16 protein-coding genes are annotated in these 15,483 nt (G+C 54.8%); 10 read left to right on the top strand and 6 right to left on the bottom strand.

What is annotated here, in order from left to right:
- Positions 1-148: 148 nt before the first annotated feature.
- Together AC07RN_RS14355 and AC07RN_RS14350 are read right to left on the bottom strand one after the other, a co-directional pair.
- The gene (locus AC07RN_RS14355; RefSeq protein WP_478336666.1) at positions 149-841 is read right to left on the bottom strand and encodes a response regulator; all 693 of its coding nucleotides are present in this window, start codon (positions 839-841) and stop codon (positions 149-151) included.
- Entirely contained in the window at positions 831-2,468 is a 1,638-nt protein-coding gene (locus tag AC07RN_RS14350) for an ATP-binding protein (protein WP_449553966.1), read from the bottom strand. Before AC07RN_RS14350 ends, AC07RN_RS14355 begins: the two co-directional genes overlap by 11 nt.
- Before the next feature lie 345 nt (positions 2,469-2,813).
- Between AC07RN_RS14350 and AC07RN_RS14345 the strand changes: the two genes are divergently transcribed.
- From AC07RN_RS14345 to citG, 8 genes are read left to right on the top strand one after another with little or no spacing between them, the layout of a single operon-like run.
- Positions 2,814-4,175: a 2-hydroxycarboxylate transporter family protein gene (locus AC07RN_RS14345; protein ID WP_041689518.1), complete on the top strand. Its 1,362-nt coding sequence runs from the start codon at positions 2,814-2,816 to the stop codon at positions 4,173-4,175.
- 17 nt (positions 4,176-4,192) lie between these two features.
- Positions 4,193-5,056 (top strand): fumarylacetoacetate hydrolase family protein, encoded by an 864-nt coding sequence (locus AC07RN_RS14340; protein WP_133631381.1) that lies wholly within the window; start codon positions 4,193-4,195, stop codon positions 5,054-5,056.
- A gap of 10 nt (positions 5,057-5,066) precedes the next feature.
- Complete coding sequence (gene citC, locus AC07RN_RS14335) at positions 5,067-6,092, top strand: [citrate (pro-3S)-lyase] ligase (protein ID WP_015960365.1); 1,026 nt, start codon at positions 5,067-5,069, stop codon at positions 6,090-6,092.
- A gap of 16 nt (positions 6,093-6,108) precedes the next feature.
- Complete coding sequence (citD, locus tag AC07RN_RS14330) at positions 6,109-6,402, top strand: citrate lyase acyl carrier protein (RefSeq protein WP_478336665.1); 294 nt, start codon at positions 6,109-6,111, stop codon at positions 6,400-6,402.
- Positions 6,399-7,274, top strand: a complete 876-nt coding sequence (citE, locus tag AC07RN_RS14325; protein ID WP_133631378.1) for a citrate (pro-3S)-lyase subunit beta — start codon at positions 6,399-6,401, stop codon at positions 7,272-7,274. Before citD ends, citE begins: the two co-directional genes overlap by 4 nt.
- 9 nt (positions 7,275-7,283) lie before the next feature.
- Positions 7,284-8,801, top strand: a complete 1,518-nt coding sequence (gene citF, locus AC07RN_RS14320; protein WP_478336664.1) for a citrate lyase subunit alpha — start codon at positions 7,284-7,286, stop codon at positions 8,799-8,801.
- Positions 8,802-8,805: 4 nt separating this feature from the next.
- The gene (citX, locus tag AC07RN_RS14315) at positions 8,806-9,345 is read left to right on the top strand and encodes a citrate lyase holo-[acyl-carrier protein] synthase (RefSeq protein WP_478336663.1); all 540 of its coding nucleotides are present in this window, start codon (positions 8,806-8,808) and stop codon (positions 9,343-9,345) included.
- Complete coding sequence (gene citG / locus AC07RN_RS14310; RefSeq protein WP_478336662.1) at positions 9,323-10,135, top strand: triphosphoribosyl-dephospho-CoA synthase CitG; 813 nt, start codon at positions 9,323-9,325, stop codon at positions 10,133-10,135. Before citX ends, citG begins: the two co-directional genes overlap by 23 nt.
- Positions 10,136-10,155: 20 nt before the next feature.
- Here citG and AC07RN_RS14305 read toward each other — a convergent pair whose 3' ends face one another.
- The 4 genes from AC07RN_RS14305 to mutY all read right to left on the bottom strand — a co-directional run bounded on the left by AC07RN_RS14305 (position 10,156) and on the right by mutY (position 14,257).
- Positions 10,156-11,412 carry a nucleoside permease gene (locus AC07RN_RS14305; protein WP_015960359.1) on the bottom strand — a complete coding sequence of 419 codons (1,257 nt, stop codon included), beginning with the start codon at positions 11,410-11,412 and terminating at the stop codon, positions 10,156-10,158.
- 360 nt (positions 11,413-11,772) lie between these two features.
- On the bottom strand, positions 11,773-12,849 hold the full coding sequence (mltC, locus tag AC07RN_RS14300; RefSeq protein ID WP_041689517.1) for a membrane-bound lytic murein transglycosylase MltC: 1,077 nt from the start codon (positions 12,847-12,849) through the stop codon (positions 11,773-11,775).
- A gap of 56 nt (positions 12,850-12,905) precedes the next feature.
- Positions 12,906-13,178, bottom strand: coding sequence for an oxidative damage protection protein (locus AC07RN_RS14295; protein WP_015960357.1), 273 nt, complete (start codon positions 13,176-13,178; stop codon positions 12,906-12,908).
- A 26-nt stretch (positions 13,179-13,204) separates the two neighbouring features.
- Entirely contained in the window at positions 13,205-14,257 is a 1,053-nt protein-coding gene (mutY, locus tag AC07RN_RS14290; RefSeq protein ID WP_478336724.1) for an A/G-specific adenine glycosylase, read from the bottom strand.
- Positions 14,258-14,401: 144 nt separating this feature from the next.
- On the opposite strand from mutY, the gene trmB reads away from it, so the two are divergent.
- Positions 14,402-15,121, top strand: coding sequence for a tRNA (guanosine(46)-N7)-methyltransferase TrmB (trmB, locus tag AC07RN_RS14285; protein ID WP_059177563.1), 720 nt, complete (start codon positions 14,402-14,404; stop codon positions 15,119-15,121).
- Positions 15,118-15,444, top strand: a complete 327-nt coding sequence (locus AC07RN_RS14280; RefSeq protein WP_133631614.1) for a YggL family protein — start codon at positions 15,118-15,120, stop codon at positions 15,442-15,444. The genes trmB and AC07RN_RS14280 overlap by 4 nt, the downstream gene beginning before the upstream one ends.
- Positions 15,445-15,483: the final 39 nt, after the last annotated feature.

The raw sequence follows: 15,483 nt of genomic DNA, 5'->3' as shown, positions 1-15,483 counted from the left end.
TGGTTTGCTCTTTCACGTTAACGCTCTTCCTGGTGTTTTCTCCCTCTCCCTTTGGGAGAGGGCAGGGGTGAGGGGGAAACGACGGCTCCGGGCGGTTCCTTCTTTCTCTTTGGGGAGAAGGTGAGGAGCAGGGGTTCACACCGCACCATCACGCCTCTGCGCGTTTGTACATTCTGCGCGGATGCCCAATCTTTCCGTAGAGCATTTCCACATTCAGAAAACCCGCTTCGACGCAGTGCTCCAGATAGCGCCGCGTCGTGGTTTTGCTCAATCCCGTTTCGCTCACCACGTCATCCACCGAAAAACAGTGCTCGGCCTGGTCGTTAAACAGCGTCTGTACCCGCGCCAGCGTATTCTCTTCAATCCCTTTGCTGCCGTTATCCTGCCGGTAATTTTTGGCCTGAAGCTGGTAAAGAGAATCGACATTTTGCTGGTCAACAATCTTCCAGATGCGCTGTTGTTCGGCAAATTGCACAAAGCGCTCGAGCGACTGGCTGAGCCGTTTCCAGGAAACGGGCTTCAGAATGTAATCGAATGCACCGTTGCGTATCGCCAGACTACAGGTATCCATATCGCTGGCGGCGGTGATGAAAATGATGGAGCAATTCGCGGGCATCAGCAGGGGGTTGCTGATTAACGTAATGCCCTTACCGTCCGGCAAATAGTTATCCAGCAGAACCAACTGCGGCTGCAAGCGGGTGAGCTTGGCCTGCGCATCGGCGAGTGACGAGGCAATGCCCACCAGCCGCAGGCGCGGGTGTTTGCTGATAAGCTCAGCGTGAAGCTGTGCCAGTTCGTTCTCATCTTCAACAATCAATACGTCGATATGTTCATGTTGCATAGTCTGTATCTTCCAGTTCCTGAGCGGGGCGTCGAGCGATTCCCGTGGCGGGAATAAAGAGTGAGAAAATAGCGCCCCGAGGCGAGTTATCGGCAACTTCTATGGCGCCGCCAGCCTGGGTGACATAACTGTCGATCAGGTACAGGCCAATACCGTGATCGCCACGTGTTTTGGTGGTAATGCCGCGTTCAAATATCCGTTCGCGGATGTCCGGTTTAATGCCCACTCCCTGATCCGCTACCTCAATAATCAGCTCACGCTCATTAAGTTTTATCAGCACTTCTACCGGCTCATGCGGGAGCGGCGCGCGCTGTGTGGCTTCGATAGCGTTATCCAGTAAATTACCAATAATGGAGATCAGCTCGGCTTCGTGAAGCGGGGCGAAAGGTTTCTCCATGCGACAGGCGGGATCGAAATTCAGCTCAACGCCTTTCTCGCGCGCCCGCGCGGATTTCCCGAGCAGCAGACCGCACAGCGTGGGTGAACTGAACCGCGAAGAGATAAAATCCAGCAGCTCCTGCGCATGTTCCGATTGCGCCTGAATAAAGCCAATCGCCTCTTCATAACGGCCCATATGCAACATGCCGGAAAGTGTCGTCATGCGATTCAACTGCTCATGACGCATGATGCGCAGGTTGTCGACATAACGTTTTACCTGACTCAGTTGGGCGCTGAGCGAGTCGATCTCATTGCGATCGCGAAAGGTGATCACCCAGCCCTGAAGCGAATCCTCCAGCATGATCCGCACCCGGCTGGCGATCACCGTGAGATCGTTAAAGCGGCAGATCTCATCGTGCGTGTCTTTCGCCAGCATCGTTTGCGGCGTGAAGAACGACACCGGGTTGATAACCTCGCTAATCAATTGCCCACGCAGTTCGCGCGCCGGATGCTGTAAGCCCAGCAATTGTCGCGCGGCCTGGTTGATCACTTCGATCCGCAAATGCGCGTCGATGGCGATCACCCCTTCGTAGATTGACTCCATCATCGCTTTTTGCTGGCGCACCAGCAGGCCAATTTCGCGCGGCTCGAGCGAAAAGATCTGCTTTTTTATACTGCGGGTGAAATACCACGAGAAGATAAACAGGGCGATAAGCAGCAGCACGGCCGCGATCAGGATATTCACCACTTTGCTGACGGTAATGGTATCGAGATAGCTGGTGAGATAGCCCACCGAGACGATGCCCACGACCTGTCCGGCATCGTTGAAAACAGGCGCTTTACTGCGCAGCGAAATCCCTAAACCACCTTTACGGATGGTGGTGATGTTTTTGCCCTGCAACACTTCGGCGTTGTCGCCGCCAACCAGGGTGGTCCCCACGCGATCCTCAAAAGCAGAATGAAACAGGTGCCGACCGTTATTATCCCCAATCACAATAAAACTGGCGTCGCTGTGATCCGCTATTTGATGCATAAAAGCATGGATCGCTTTGATATCTTTTTCTTCAACCTCTTTACGCAAAGTAGGAATAAGCGCAATTTCTTCTGCTTGTATTTTCGCCCGAGTGCTCATTTCTTGATAAAGTTGTCTGCTGACGTCGACATAATAATATCCACCCAGCAATGCAAACAGCACTGAAAAGAAAGCCACCAGCGAAATAAATAACTTAATCTGAAACGAAACCTTCATAACTATCACGCGCGGTATTAACGGGTTAGGTGAATATATCATCTTTTTTTTGACAGGATTAGGCTTTGCCCAAAACTTGTGATCCCTTGCACAGCGCTTATTGCAAAAGCATTTTAAGAATTAGACGAACGTTTAATATAAAACAAATAAATGTTATTCATTTGTTCATTCTGGAAAAGAAACCATTAAAACCACGGCAATAAATAAGTCATTAATCACATTCAATAAAAGAAACCATTAAAACCATAGAGGCCATTAAAACTTCGGTTTTAATATGCCGTTCCTCACATAAAGCCCGCGCTGACAACTTTAAGCTTAATGCACAAATAACCAAGAGGCTTAATGATGAGCACTACTGACGATTCTTTCTCTGTAACGCACGATCCGATAGATATTCAGCGGCCGACGCTCAAAGAGCGCTGGTGGCACATTATGGATACCTGGAAAGTAGGGATCATTCCGCTGCCGCTGTTTGTATTAGCTGGCGTGCTGATTGCTATCGACTGCCTGGGCGGCAAGCTGCCGAGCGACATTGTGGTGATGGTTGCGACGCTCGCTTTCTTCGGCTTCGCCTGCGGCGAGTTCGGTAAGCGCCTGCCGATTGTTGGCAAGCTCGGTGCGGCGGCGATTTGCGCCACCTTCATCCCGTCGGCGATGGTTTACTACGGCCTGCTGCCTGATGTGGTCGTGGAGTCCACCACCAAGTTCTACAAATCCACCAACATTCTCTATCTGTATATCTGCTGCATTATTGTCGGCAGCATCATGAGTATGAACCGCACGGTGCTGATTCAGGGCTTCCTGCGCATTTTCTTCCCGATGCTGTGCGGCGAAATCGTCGGCATGCTTGTCGGAATGGGCGTGGGCATGGCGCTCGGTCTTGAACCGTTCCAGATCTTCTTCTTTATCATTCTGCCGATTATGGCAGGCGGCGTCGGTGAGGGCGCAATACCGCTTTCCATCGGATACGCCACGTTGCTGCATATGGATCAGGGCGTCGCGCTCGGTCGCGTACTGCCGATGGTCATGCTTGGTGGCTTAACCGCCATTATCATCTCCGGCTGCCTGAACCAGCTTGGTAAACGCTACCCGCATCTGACCGGCGAAGGCCAACTGATGCCAAACCGTGCGAATGCTGATGCGACGGCTTCCCAACCGGCGTTCTCCGGTAAAGCGGACGTGACCACGATTGCCTCCGGCGCGTTGCTGGCTGTGCTGCTCTATATGCTGGGTATGCTTGGTCACAAGCTGATTGGCCTGCCAGCCCCGGTCGGCATGCTGTTTATGGCCGTGCTGGTCAAACTGTGCAACGGCGCGTCACCTCGTTTGCTGGAAGGCTCGCAGGTGGTTTACAAATTCTTCCAGACCTCCGTTACCTATCCAATTCTGTTCGCCGTTGGCGTGGCGATTACGCCGTGGCAGGAACTGGTCAACGCGTTCACCGTTAGCAACCTGCTGGTGATTATCAGCACCGTCTCTGCGCTGGTGGCTACCGGGTTCTTTGTCGGTAAAAAGATTGGTATGCACCCGATTGATGTCGCCATCGTCTCTTGCTGTCAGAGCGGACAAGGCGGAACGGGCGATGTGGCGATTCTGACCGCAGGTAACCGCATGAGCCTGATGCCATTCGCTCAGATTGCGACGCGTATTGGCGGGGCGATCAACGTCTCTATCTCGCTGCTGATTCTGGGCAACTTCCTCGTTTAAGTTTTCAGGAAAGAACAATGAAACTCGCAAGCTTTATTTATAAAGGTCAACGCAGCTACGGCATCGTGAAGGCCGACGGTGTGGTGAATTTAGGTCGCCGTTTGGGTGACCGCTACAGCGACCTTAAAGCGTTGTTGCAGGGTAACGGCATGGCAGAAGCCACGCGTTATCTCAACGATGCCGTTGACGTGCCGTTGGACGCAATCACCTTTTTACCGGTGATTGAGCATCCAGAGAAAATCCTCTGCGTGGGCATGAACTACGCCGAGAAACGCCAGGAGTTCGATCAGCATAACCCGGCTCCTACGCTGTTTGTCCGCTTCCCAGATTCTCAGACCGGACACAATTCTCCGGTGCTGAAACCGCGTCACTCCAGTGAGTTCGATTACGAAGGCGAACTGGCGGTGATCATCGGTAAAGGCGGGGAAAACATCAGCCGGGATGACGCTCTGCGCCATGTGGCGGGTTACAGCTGTTACATGGATGGCTCTGCGCGTGACTGGCAGCATACCTGGTTTACGGCAGGCAAAAACTGGCGACAAACTGGCGCGTTTGGTCCGTGGATGGCGACTGCCGATGAAATCCCCGATCCGCACAGGCTTGCGATCCGCACCTGGCTGAACGGCCGCATGGTGCAGGAAGACAACACCAGCAGCATGATCCACAAGGTCGCGGAGCTGATCGAATACATCAGCACCTTTACCCGCTTAAGCCCGGGCGATGTGATCATCACCGGATCGCCAGGCGGCGTGGGTAAAAAACGCAATCCGCCGCTGTTCATGCAAGAGGGCGATCGCATTGAAGTGGAGATCGAAAATATCGGTCATCTGAGCAATGTGATCATGGAAGCGCCAGCGCAGTTGCTGACGGCTGCGCACTAGGTAAGAGGCCATGGACAGACACTCCGCCATCGATTTCCGCCTGACCGACGTGGCGAAACACCCGGAACGCTTAAGCCAGATTCGCTATCTGCTGGCGGACAGCGGCCTGGGGCTGGACAACGACATCACCCTGTTTGTGGAGGCGTGGTCCGGTACGCAACTGGTGGGATGCGCGGGGCTTGCCGCAAACGTCATCAAATGCGTGGCCGTCGATGAGCAGCTGCGTGGCGCGAATTTAAGCGCGCGTCTGCTGGCGGAAGTGGAGAATGCCGCGCTCGTGCGCGGCCATTTCCACCTCTTTCTGTGTACGCGTCCGTGCAACAAAGAGCGTTTTGCCCGCAGCGGTTTCTGGCCGATTGCCCAAAGCGGTAATAACGCGGTCCTGCTGGAAAATACCCCGCAGGGGATTGAGCGTTACTGCCGTTCGCTTGCTGCTCAGCGCAAGTGTGGCGAGAAGATTGGCGCGATTGTGATGAACGCCAATCCGTTCACCCTTGGACATCGTCATCTGGTGGAGCAGGCGGCTCAGCAGTGCGACTGGCTGCATCTGTTTGTGGTGCGCGAAGACGCGTCATTCTTCTCGTTCCGCGATCGTCTGGACATGGTGCGCGCAGGCGTGGCGCATCTGTCGAACGTATCCGTTCATGAAGGCTCGCAATACATCATTTCGCGCGCCACCTTCCCGGCCTATTTCCTCAAAGAGAGCGGCAAAGTGCAGCAGGCGTGGAGCGAAATCGACGTGCTGATTTTCCGTGATTTTATCGCGCCCGCACTGGGGATTACCCATCGGTTTATCGGATCAGAACCGTTTTGCGATATCACCCGCCAGTACAACCAGACGCTGCATCAACTGCTCGCTCCGCAGATTGAGGTGGTGGAAATGCCGCGCATTAAGGCCACCGGAAATGCTATTTCGGCATCGGAAGTGCGCCGTTTACTCAAGACACAGCAGTTTTCCCGCATACGGGAGATTGTCCCGGAGTCCACTTTCGCGCATCTCGAGGCGCACTACAGCGCACGCGCGGAAGTCGCATAACTATCAGGAATTTATCATGAAAATTGTAAGGGAGGCGCTGGCCGGAACGCAGGAGTCCAGCGACCTGATGGTGAAAATCGCCCCCGCCGACGGCGAGCTGGAGATTGTCATCCACAGTGAAGTGATTAAGCAGTTTGGCGATCAGATTCGCCAGGTGGTCAATGAAACGCTGCACGCGCTGGAGGTGCGTCAGGGTTTGATCATCGTTGAAGATAAAGGGGCGCTCGACTGTGTGATTCGCGCCCGCCTGCAAAGCGCGGTTCTGCGCGCTACTGAAGAGCAGCCTATCGACTGGAGCAAAATGTCATGAACAAACTCCGTCGCAGTATGCTGTTCCTGCCTGGTGCGAACGCCGCCATGCTTTCGACCGCATTTATCTATCGCCCCGATTCCATCATGTTTGACCTCGAAGACGCCGTCGCGCTGCGCGAGAAAGATACCGCGCGCCTGCTGGTGTTCCACGCTCTGCAACATCCGATGTATCGGGATATCGAAACCGTGGTACGCATTAATCCGCTGAGCACGCCGTTTGGTCTGCTGGATCTTGAAGCCGCCGTCCAGGGGGGCGCGGACGTTATCCGTCTGCCAAAAACCGATACGCCGGAAGATATCCACGAACTGGAAGGCCATCTGGAGCGCATCGAACGCGAGTGCGGACGCGAAGTGGGCTCCACCCGCGTGATGGCAGCGATTGAGTCGGCGATTGGCGTTATCAACGCCGTGGCGATTGCCCGCAGCACCCCGCGCCTGATCGGCATCGCGCTGGCAGGCTTTGATTATGTGATGGATATGCAAACCGAACGCGGCGACGGCACCGAGCTCTTTTACGCTCGCTGCGCCGTGCTACATGCCGCACGCGCGGCGGGCATCGACGCATTTGACGTGGTGTGGTCAGACGTCAACGACGAAGCCGGATTCCTGCGCGAAGTCGAATTGATCCGCAAGATGGGCTTTAACGGCAAATCACTGATCAACCCGCGCCAGATCGATCTGCTGCATAACGCCTACGCGCCAACCCAGCAGGAAGTGGATCACGCTATGCGAGTGATCGAAGCGGCAGAAGAGGGCGCGCGCAACGGCCTGGGCGTCGTGTCGCTCAACGGCAAAATGGTGGATGCCCCGATTATTGATCATGCCCAGAGAGTGCTGGAACGTGCAGCGGCCTCCGGCGTGCGTCGCTAAGGATGACAAATGAATCAGACTGAACTTCTCCATGTGAATTTCCCCCATCTCAGGGGCTTAAAACCGTTTGATACGGCCCACAGCGCAACACCCTGGTTGGCTGACATCGAAGCAAAGCATCAGCGGAAGCTGTGCGATTCCGTAGAGGACGCGGTAAAACGCTGCGGGTTGCAGGACGGGATGACGATTTCGTTCCATCATGCGTTTCGCGAAGGCGATCGGGTAATCAATAGCGTGGTCGCGCTGCTGGCAAAAATGGGGTTTAAAAATCTCACTTTGGCCTCCAGCTCCTTGATGACTTGCAACGATGCGCTGATCGAACACATCGAAAGCGGCGTGATTACCCGCATTTACACCTCCGGGATGCGCGGAAAACTGGCGGATGCAATTTCTCACGGGCTGATGGACGAGCCGGTGCAAATCCACTCCCACGGCGGACGCGTGAAGCTGCTGCAGGACGGTGAGCTGAACATCGACGTGGCGTTTATTGGCGTGCCGTGCAGCGATGAGTTTGGCAATGCCAATGGGACGCACGGGAAATCCAGCTGCGGATCGCTGGGCTATGCAATGGTTGATGCGCAGTTTGCCCGCAACGTGGTGCTGCTCACCGAAGAGATCGTGCCGTTCCCGAATATGCCCGCCAGCATTGTGCAGGATCGGGTGGACTATATCGTGCAGGTCGACAGCGTCGGCGATCCGGCGAAAATCAGCGTCGGCGCAGCGCGCGTCACCAGCAACCCGCGCGAGCTGATGATCGCCCGCTTTGCGGCGGACGTGATTGAACACTCGGGCTATTTCAAACCTGGCTTCTCGATGCAGACCGGTTCGGGTGCAGCGGCGACCGCCTGCACGCGCTTTATGGGCGAGAAAATGGAGCGCAGCGGTGTGACCGCGCGTTTTGCGCTGGGCGGCATTACCGGCAGCCTGGTCGATCTGCATGAAAAAGGGTTAATTGAAACGCTGCTCGACACGCAGTGCTTTGACGGTCAGGCGGCGGCTTCGCTTGCGCGTAACCCGAATCACGTGGAGATTTCGACAAACGTTTATGCCAATCCGGGCAGCAAAGCGGCAAGCTGCGATCAGCTCGACGTGGTGATTTTAAGCGCGCTGGAGATCGACACGGATTTCAACGTGAACGTCATTACCGGTTCCGACGGGGTAATGCGCGGAGCGTCTGGCGGGCACTGTGATGTGGCCGCTGCCGCAAATCTCACGATTGTCGTGGCGCCGCTTTTGCGCAGCCGCATTCCAACCGTCGTTAAACACGTCACCACGCGTTTAACGCCGGGCGAGAGCATTGACGTGCTGGTGACTGACCACGGTATCGCGGTGAATCCGGCTCGCCCGGAAATCCGCGAACGGCTTGAAGCCGCAGGGTTAAAAATCGTTGATATCGAAGCGCTCTACGCGCGGGCAATCTCGTTGACCGGCGAACCCAAACCCATCGAATTTACCGACAAAATCGTCGGCGTGATCCGCTACCGTGACGGCAGCGTGATCGACACCGTCCGACAGGTGAAGGAGTAACATCATGACGATAGCGACACCCGTGCGTACGGGTGTCAGCCTCGACGCGCTGCTGGCGGCAAAAGAAAACCGCGCGGCGCGACAGGCTGACTGGCTCACGCACTACCAACAACCGGTCATTTCCCTCACGTTAGTTACGCCGGGGGAAGTGAAAGACAGCCTGCGCTATCGCAATAGCATGGGCGTGGCGTTGCAGATGTGCGATCAGCTGCTGTGGGAACACCGCTGGCAGGTGCTTGACCGCCAGGTGCTGTGGCTGCCTACCGGGCCAGAAGCACTGTGGTGCGTGGCCCATCAGGCCCCGGAAATCAAAGCCCACTGCGCGGAGCTGGAGCAGAGTCACCCACTCGGCCGGCTCTGGGATATCGATGTGATTTGCCCGACGGATGGGCATGTCGGACGGCAATCGCTGGGGTCGCATATGCGTCGCTGTCTGATATGCGATGAACCGGCGCACGCCTGTTCACGTTCGCGTCAGCATCCGGTTGAACAGGTGGTGGCTCGCGTGGAGAAGATGATTGATGACTGGTTTGCTCGCGACTAAACCGCGCTGCGTTAGCGTGCCGGAGCTCGCCGAAGAGGCGCTGTGGCTTGAGCTTGAGTTGACGCCCAAGCCGGGGCTGGTGGATAAGCTCAATAACGGCGCACATCGCGATATGGACCACGCGCTGTTTGTCCGCAGCATCAAAGCCATTGCCCCCTGGTTTGTGCGCTTTGCCGAACTGGGGAGTGAACACGCGGATAAAGCCGCCGCGGAGCAGTTGCGCCTGATTCGCCCAATGGGCATCGCGTGCGAACAGGCGATGTATGCCGCAACGGGCGGGGTGAATACACATAAAGGCGGGGTTTTCTCGCTGGGTTTGCTCTGTTTCACTGCCGGACGCGTACGAAATGCGACGGCCGACACGCTATGTTGTGAGATCAGTAACATTTGTCGCGGGCTGGTTGAACGTGAACTCGCGGGCCGCAGCGGTACCTCGACGGCAGGCGAGCGGCAGTATCAGCAGTTTGGTCTGACCGGCGCGCGCGGCGAAGCAGAAAGCGGTTTCGCGACGGTGCGCAACCTATTGATACAGTGGCAGGGCGGCTCGCTTCACGATCTACTTCTGCGCCTGATGGCGGTGAATCAGGATAGCAATCTGGTATCGCGCGGCGGAATGGACGGGCTGCGTTATGTGCAGAATTATGCACGGAATTTACTGACCCACGGTTGGGATCGCGAGGCGCTGATCGAGATGGATCAGGCATTCATTGCGCGGAATTTGAGTCCAGGTGGCAGTGCGGATTTGCTGTCGGTGGGATGGGTTTTAGGAACACTGTCCCTCTCCCGTTAAGGAGAGGGATTTGAGCACGTTTAGTGCGCGATAGGCTGTGCACCAGTCGGAACGCGAACGTGCTTGTACTTGAACAAAGCAATGAAGGCAAAGAACAGTACCAGCGAGTAAGCCGCGAAGATCAACCACACTGGCTGCCAGTCGGTAATGCCGTTAGTGGTGTAGGCTTCAACCACTTTTCCGCTCACCACACCGCCGAGAATACAGCCGAAACCGTTGGTCATCATCAGGAACATACCCTGAGCACTGGCGCGGATTTCAGGCTTCACTTCTTTTTCGACAAACACCGAACCTGAGATGTTGAAGAAGTCGAAGGCGCAACCGTAAACAATCATCGACAGAACCAGCAGCACGGTGCCGAATGCGCTTGGATCGCCATAGGCGAACAGACCGAAGCGCAGCATCCACGCGAAGATACTGATCAGCATGACGTTTTTGATGCCGTAACGGCTCAGGAAGAACGGAATGGTCAGGATGAACAGGGTTTCAGAAATCTGCGAAATCGACATCATCACCGAGGCGTGTTCAACGATAAAACTGCCTGAGAACAGCGGATTGTTATCGAAGCTGTGCAGGAAGGTGTTGCCGAACATGTTGGTGATTTGCAGCTCTGCGCCCAACAGCATGGAGAAGATAAAGAAGACCGCCATGCGTTTGTTTTTGAACAGCGCGAACGCGTCCAGACCGAGCATTGAGCTCCAGCTCTGCTGTTTCTGCTGATTCGAAACCGGGACATGCGGCAGCGTCAGGGTAAACAGCGCCAGCACCACAGACAGCGCAGCACCGATGTAAAGCTGCATATGGCTCAGTTCAAAGCCTGCAAAGCTCACGCCCCACATCGCCATGATAAAGCCGATAGTGCCCCAGATACGGATTGGTGGGAAATCCGTCACGATATCCATGCCCGCAGATTTAATGCGGTGGTAGGAGATGGTGTTGATCAAGCCAAGCGTTGGCATATAGGCCAGCGAGTTGAGCAAGATAACCATAAACATCGCGCCTGGCGTGGTGACGCCGGCCGCCATAAACAGCGTACCTGCACCGACCAGGTGGCAAATCGCATAAAGCCATTTGGCGCTGATCCATTTATCCGCCACGATGCCCAACAGCGTTGGCATGAATACCGCCGCAATACCGAGCGAGCTGTAAACCGCACCAATAGACGCACCATCAAACTTCAGCGTCACAAACATGTAGGAGCCAAGCGTGGTTAGCCAGCTCCCCCACAGACAGAACTGCAGAAACGACAATATTTTAAGCTGCAGCTTAAGGTTCATGTTACTTTCCTCACAATTGAGCGGGAGATATGTTGTTTTGTAAACATTCAGGGGTTTAATTTGATGCAATTCTATCAGCAGGGAACAATATGTTTTGTTACCTCCCGCAAAAAAATGCAATCCACATTAATTTGCAGTTTGGATTGTGATGCAAATAACGTTTTCGTATGGATGGGGTTGGATGAGTGCGGTCTGATGCCCTCACCCTAACCCTCTCCCACAGGGAGAGGGAATCGGACGTCCTCTCTCGCAATGGGCGATGGAATCGGACGCCCTCTCTCAGGGAGTCAGGACACCCACTCGCACAGGGCAAGGGAACCTGGACGCCCTCTCCCAGCGGAAGAGGGCGAGGTCAGGAAACTACCGGCGGCGGTAGTTCTTTTGCGCGGAATTCACTTTGTACAGATAACGGCGGGATTCCCCTGACGGATGACGCGTGGTCAGCGTCTGGTAAACATCGCCTGGTGCCATGCTGTTAATGATGTTCGCGGCTTGCACTTTGTCGCTTGAGAACACGCGCAACACGCTGCCCGCGCCGCCGTTGTAGGCGGTAATCACCGCGTAACGGCGCGACGTTGGGTTATCAATTCCACCCAGATAGACATTGTTCAGCATCGCCAGATAGGCGGTGCCGGTATCAATGTTGCTCTGCGGATCGAACAAATAGCTGCGGCTCGGCGTGCCGGATTTCCCCTGCGAGCGGAACACGTCTTTCCCCGCGCTATGCTGAACAACCTGCATGAGCCCTAACGCGTCGGAACGGCTGACGGCATACGGGTTGAAGGAGGATTCGGTTTGCATAATCGCCAGGATCAAGGATTCATCAACGCCATATTTCCGCGAAGCCTGACGTACCATGCCCACGTATTTATGCGCACGTTTGTCGAGGTGGTTCGGCACCAGATTGATGGTGACGCTGTAGATGATTTTCAGGCCATTGGTGCGGCTTTTGAGGCGCGTTTGCAGCAGATAATCCGCAAATGTGGTTGCGCGACCTTCCCAACGAATGGGCTGGCCAGTCTGATCAACGACCTGACCGTACAGGTACGGTTCTTTGGAGATGGTTACATCGTCGGCGTCTGAATAGAGGTCAATCGAGCCGGGATCGTCACCCATCAGCAGGGTTTTCACGATCGCCTGACGCAAATGCGCTGCCGGTTCAGTCCCCGCGATGGTTTCGATGGTGATCGTACCGTCATCAAAGTTGATGTGGCTACGGGTCTGGTAAGCGTCGGTATATTTAACGTAGTCCTTGGGTCCCGCGATCAAGACTTCGTTAAAACCCCAAATGTTTTCGATGTTATGGGCAAACTGCCCCATCAGAATGTCAAAACCGTTCGTGTCCTTTACCCAGGCTTCGTTATAGCTATCGCCTTTTTTACTGGAACAAGACACAAGCAACGGCGCAACAAGGGCTAGCGCTAATAATTTTTTCATCATTCCGGGACTGCGTGTTGTGTTTGCTTTAACGGCGGGGTTGTCCCCGCACGCTGTTATTTTTCTGGCGGCGTGTAGCCTTCGATGTGGACTTCTTTGCCTTCGAACAGGAAGTTCACCATTTCTGCTTCAAGCAGTTTGCGGTGATCCGGGTTCATCATCGTCAGTTTTTTCTCGTTGATGAGCATGGTCTGTTTCTGCTGCCACTGCGCCCAGGCTTCTTTAGAGATCTCGTTAAAGATGCGTTTTCCCAAATCGCCCGGATAAAGCTGAAAGTCTTGCCCTTCGGCGTCGCGCTGCAGATAGGTACAAAAAATTGTTCTGGCCATACTCATTCCTCTTGATGTTACCAAAGCTAAACCACTGCTCCGGCACGTAATTGTTGTAACAGGCGCTCCACCGGAGCGGCCAGCCCGACTGATGGCGGTTGCGCTAAGTTATACCAGAGACCCGTTCCTTCATCCATGCATGAGGTGAATGAGGACACGGGAAGCCACATTGGCACAATATCTAAATGGAAATGGCTAAACGTGTGCCGAAATGCAGTCAGTTGCGTGAGATTATCGGCGCTGATTCCACGATCTGCCAGCCACTGACGCAGCCCTTCTTCGGATTCGAACTGCGGGAAACAGAATAATCCGCCCCACAAACCGCTCGGCGGACGCTGGGCGAGATACGCTTCATCACCGTGCTGCATTAGCAACATATACCCGGTGCGTTCCGGAATTGTCTGCTTGGGCTTTTTACCCGGATATTGCGCCCATGAATGATTCGCGTAGGCCATGCAGAGGTTGTTGACCGGGCAAAGCTCGCATTTTGGTTTTGAACGCGTGCACACGATCGCGCCCAAATCCATCATCGCCTGGTTAAAACGCTCAACGCCCTTTGCCGGTGTGACGGCTTCGCTGATTTCCCATAAACGTTTTTCGACCTCTTTTTTACCCGGCCAGCCATCCACCGCATAACAGCGGGCCAGCACGCGTTTCACGTTGCCGTCGAGAATCGGAAAATGTTTGCCCAGGGAAAGGGACAGCACCGCGCCTGCGGTGGAACGCCCAACGCCAGGCAGCGCAGCCACTTCTTCAAACGTTTCGGGGAATTTACCCTGATGCGTCGTTGCCACCTGTTGCGCGGCTTTGTGCAGATTGCGCGCGCGGGCGTAATAGCCGAGGCCCGTCCACAGGTGCAGCACTTCGTCTAAGGGCGCATTGGCGAGATCGGTGATGGTCGGGAAGCGCGTCATAAAGCGCTCAAAATAAGGAATAACCGTCGCGACCTGCGTTTGTTGCAACATCACCTCAGAGAGCCATACTTTGTACGGTGTTTTTTCAATTTGCCAGGGCAGGGTTTTACGCCCGTATTTGTCGTACCAGTCCAGCACCTGGGCTGAAAATTGAGAGGCATGCATGGTCATGGATTCACCTTATTTGGGACGCAGATTGCAGCACAGCGCCCTTCGGCTGTAAACCGGATCTTTCCCATGCTTGCATACAAGGCTTAACTTTGGATAATGCCCGTTTCCCGAACACTCTCACAAGCAGACTACTCTTTTATGAAAAATGACGTCATTTCACCGGAATTTGATGAAAACGGTCGCCCGCTGCGCCGTATTCGCAGCTTTGTCCGCCGTCAGGGGCGCCTGACGAAAGGGCAGCAACACGCGCTGGATAACTACTGGCCGGTGATGGGCGTTGAGTTCAGCGAACAGCCTGTCGACTTCGCCGAGCTGTTTGGTCGCAATGGTCCGATCACGCTGGAGATTGGTTTTGGTATGGGCACGTCGCTGGTAACCATGGCGAAAGCGCGTCCGGAGCAAAACTTCCTGGGTATTGAGGTTCACTCCCCGGGCGTGGGCGCGTGCCTGGCAACGGCGCATGAAGAGGGCATCGAGAACCTGCGTGTAATGTGCCACGACGCGGTTGAAGTGCTGCACAAAATGATTCCTGACAATTCTTTGAACATGGTTCAGCTCTTTTTCCCTGACCCATGGCACAAAGCACGTCATAATAAACGCCGCATCGTTCAGGCAGAGTTTGCTGAGCTTGTGAAAAGTAAGCTAAAACTCGGCGGCGTCTTCCACATGGCGACTGACTGGGAGCCGTATGCGGAACATATGCTGGAAGTTATGTCGTCTCTGGATGGGTACAAAAACCTGTCTGAGAATAACGATTATGTACCGCGCCCGGATTCACGTCCGGTGACGAAATTTGAACAGCGTGGCCATCGTCTTGGTCACGGTGTATGGGACTTAATGTTCGAGAGGGTGAAATAATGGTAAACCGTAGCCGTCGTCTGCGTAAAAAGATGCACATCGAAGAATTCCAGGAAGTGGGTTTTTCTGTCGCATGGCGTTTCCCGGAAGGCACCAGTGTAGAAACGATTGATAAGGAAGTTGACGCCTTTATCGATGAAGTCATCGAGCCAAATAAACTGGCGTTTGATGGCAGTGGCTACCTGTCGTGGGAAGGATTGATCTGCAAGCAAGAAATCGGTAAATGCACCGAAGAGCAGCAGGCGCTTGTACGTAAATGGCTGGAAGACCGCAAATTCGAAGAGGTACGCGTCAGCGAACTTTTCGATATTTGGTGGGACTAACTAGCAAAGGGCCGGCAAATGCCGGCCCGTTTTGTCTTG

The sequence above is a fragment of the Lelliottia sp. GFLA7 genome (assembly GCF_056490165.1).
This window is presented reverse-complemented; position numbering and strand designations above follow the sequence as displayed.

Excerpts from the sequence above, each read along its gene's own strand:
- AC07RN_RS14350 (WP_449553966.1), bottom strand. The coding sequence starts at position 2,468 with ATGAAGGTTTCGTTTCAGATTAAGTTATTTATTTCGCTGGTGGCTTTC.
- citG (WP_478336662.1), top strand. The coding sequence starts at position 9,323 with ATGACTGGTTTGCTCGCGACTAAACCGCGCTGCGTTAGCGTGCCGGAG.
- AC07RN_RS14340 (WP_133631381.1), top strand. The coding sequence starts at position 4,193 with ATGAAACTCGCAAGCTTTATTTATAAAGGTCAACGCAGCTACGGCATC.
- AC07RN_RS14305 (WP_015960359.1), bottom strand. The coding sequence starts at position 11,412 with ATGAACCTTAAGCTGCAGCTTAAAATATTGTCGTTTCTGCAGTTCTGT.
- mutY (WP_478336724.1), bottom strand. The coding sequence starts at position 14,257 with ATGCATGCCTCTCAATTTTCAGCCCAGGTGCTGGACTGGTACGACAAA.
- AC07RN_RS14345 (WP_041689518.1), top strand. The coding sequence starts at position 2,814 with ATGAGCACTACTGACGATTCTTTCTCTGTAACGCACGATCCGATAGAT.
- AC07RN_RS14355 (WP_478336666.1), bottom strand. The coding sequence starts at position 841 with ATGCAACATGAACATATCGACGTATTGATTGTTGAAGATGAGAACGAA.
- citD (WP_478336665.1), top strand. The coding sequence starts at position 6,109 with ATGAAAATTGTAAGGGAGGCGCTGGCCGGAACGCAGGAGTCCAGCGAC.
- mltC (WP_041689517.1), bottom strand. The coding sequence starts at position 12,849 with ATGAAAAAATTATTAGCGCTAGCCCTTGTTGCGCCGTTGCTTGTGTCT.
- trmB (WP_059177563.1), top strand. The coding sequence starts at position 14,402 with ATGAAAAATGACGTCATTTCACCGGAATTTGATGAAAACGGTCGCCCG.
- citC (WP_015960365.1), top strand. The coding sequence starts at position 5,067 with ATGGACAGACACTCCGCCATCGATTTCCGCCTGACCGACGTGGCGAAA.
- AC07RN_RS14295 (WP_015960357.1), bottom strand. The coding sequence starts at position 13,178 with ATGGCCAGAACAATTTTTTGTACCTATCTGCAGCGCGACGCCGAAGGG.
- citF (WP_478336664.1), top strand. The coding sequence starts at position 7,284 with ATGAATCAGACTGAACTTCTCCATGTGAATTTCCCCCATCTCAGGGGC.
- citE (WP_133631378.1), top strand. The coding sequence starts at position 6,399 with ATGAACAAACTCCGTCGCAGTATGCTGTTCCTGCCTGGTGCGAACGCC.
- citX (WP_478336663.1), top strand. The coding sequence starts at position 8,806 with ATGACGATAGCGACACCCGTGCGTACGGGTGTCAGCCTCGACGCGCTG.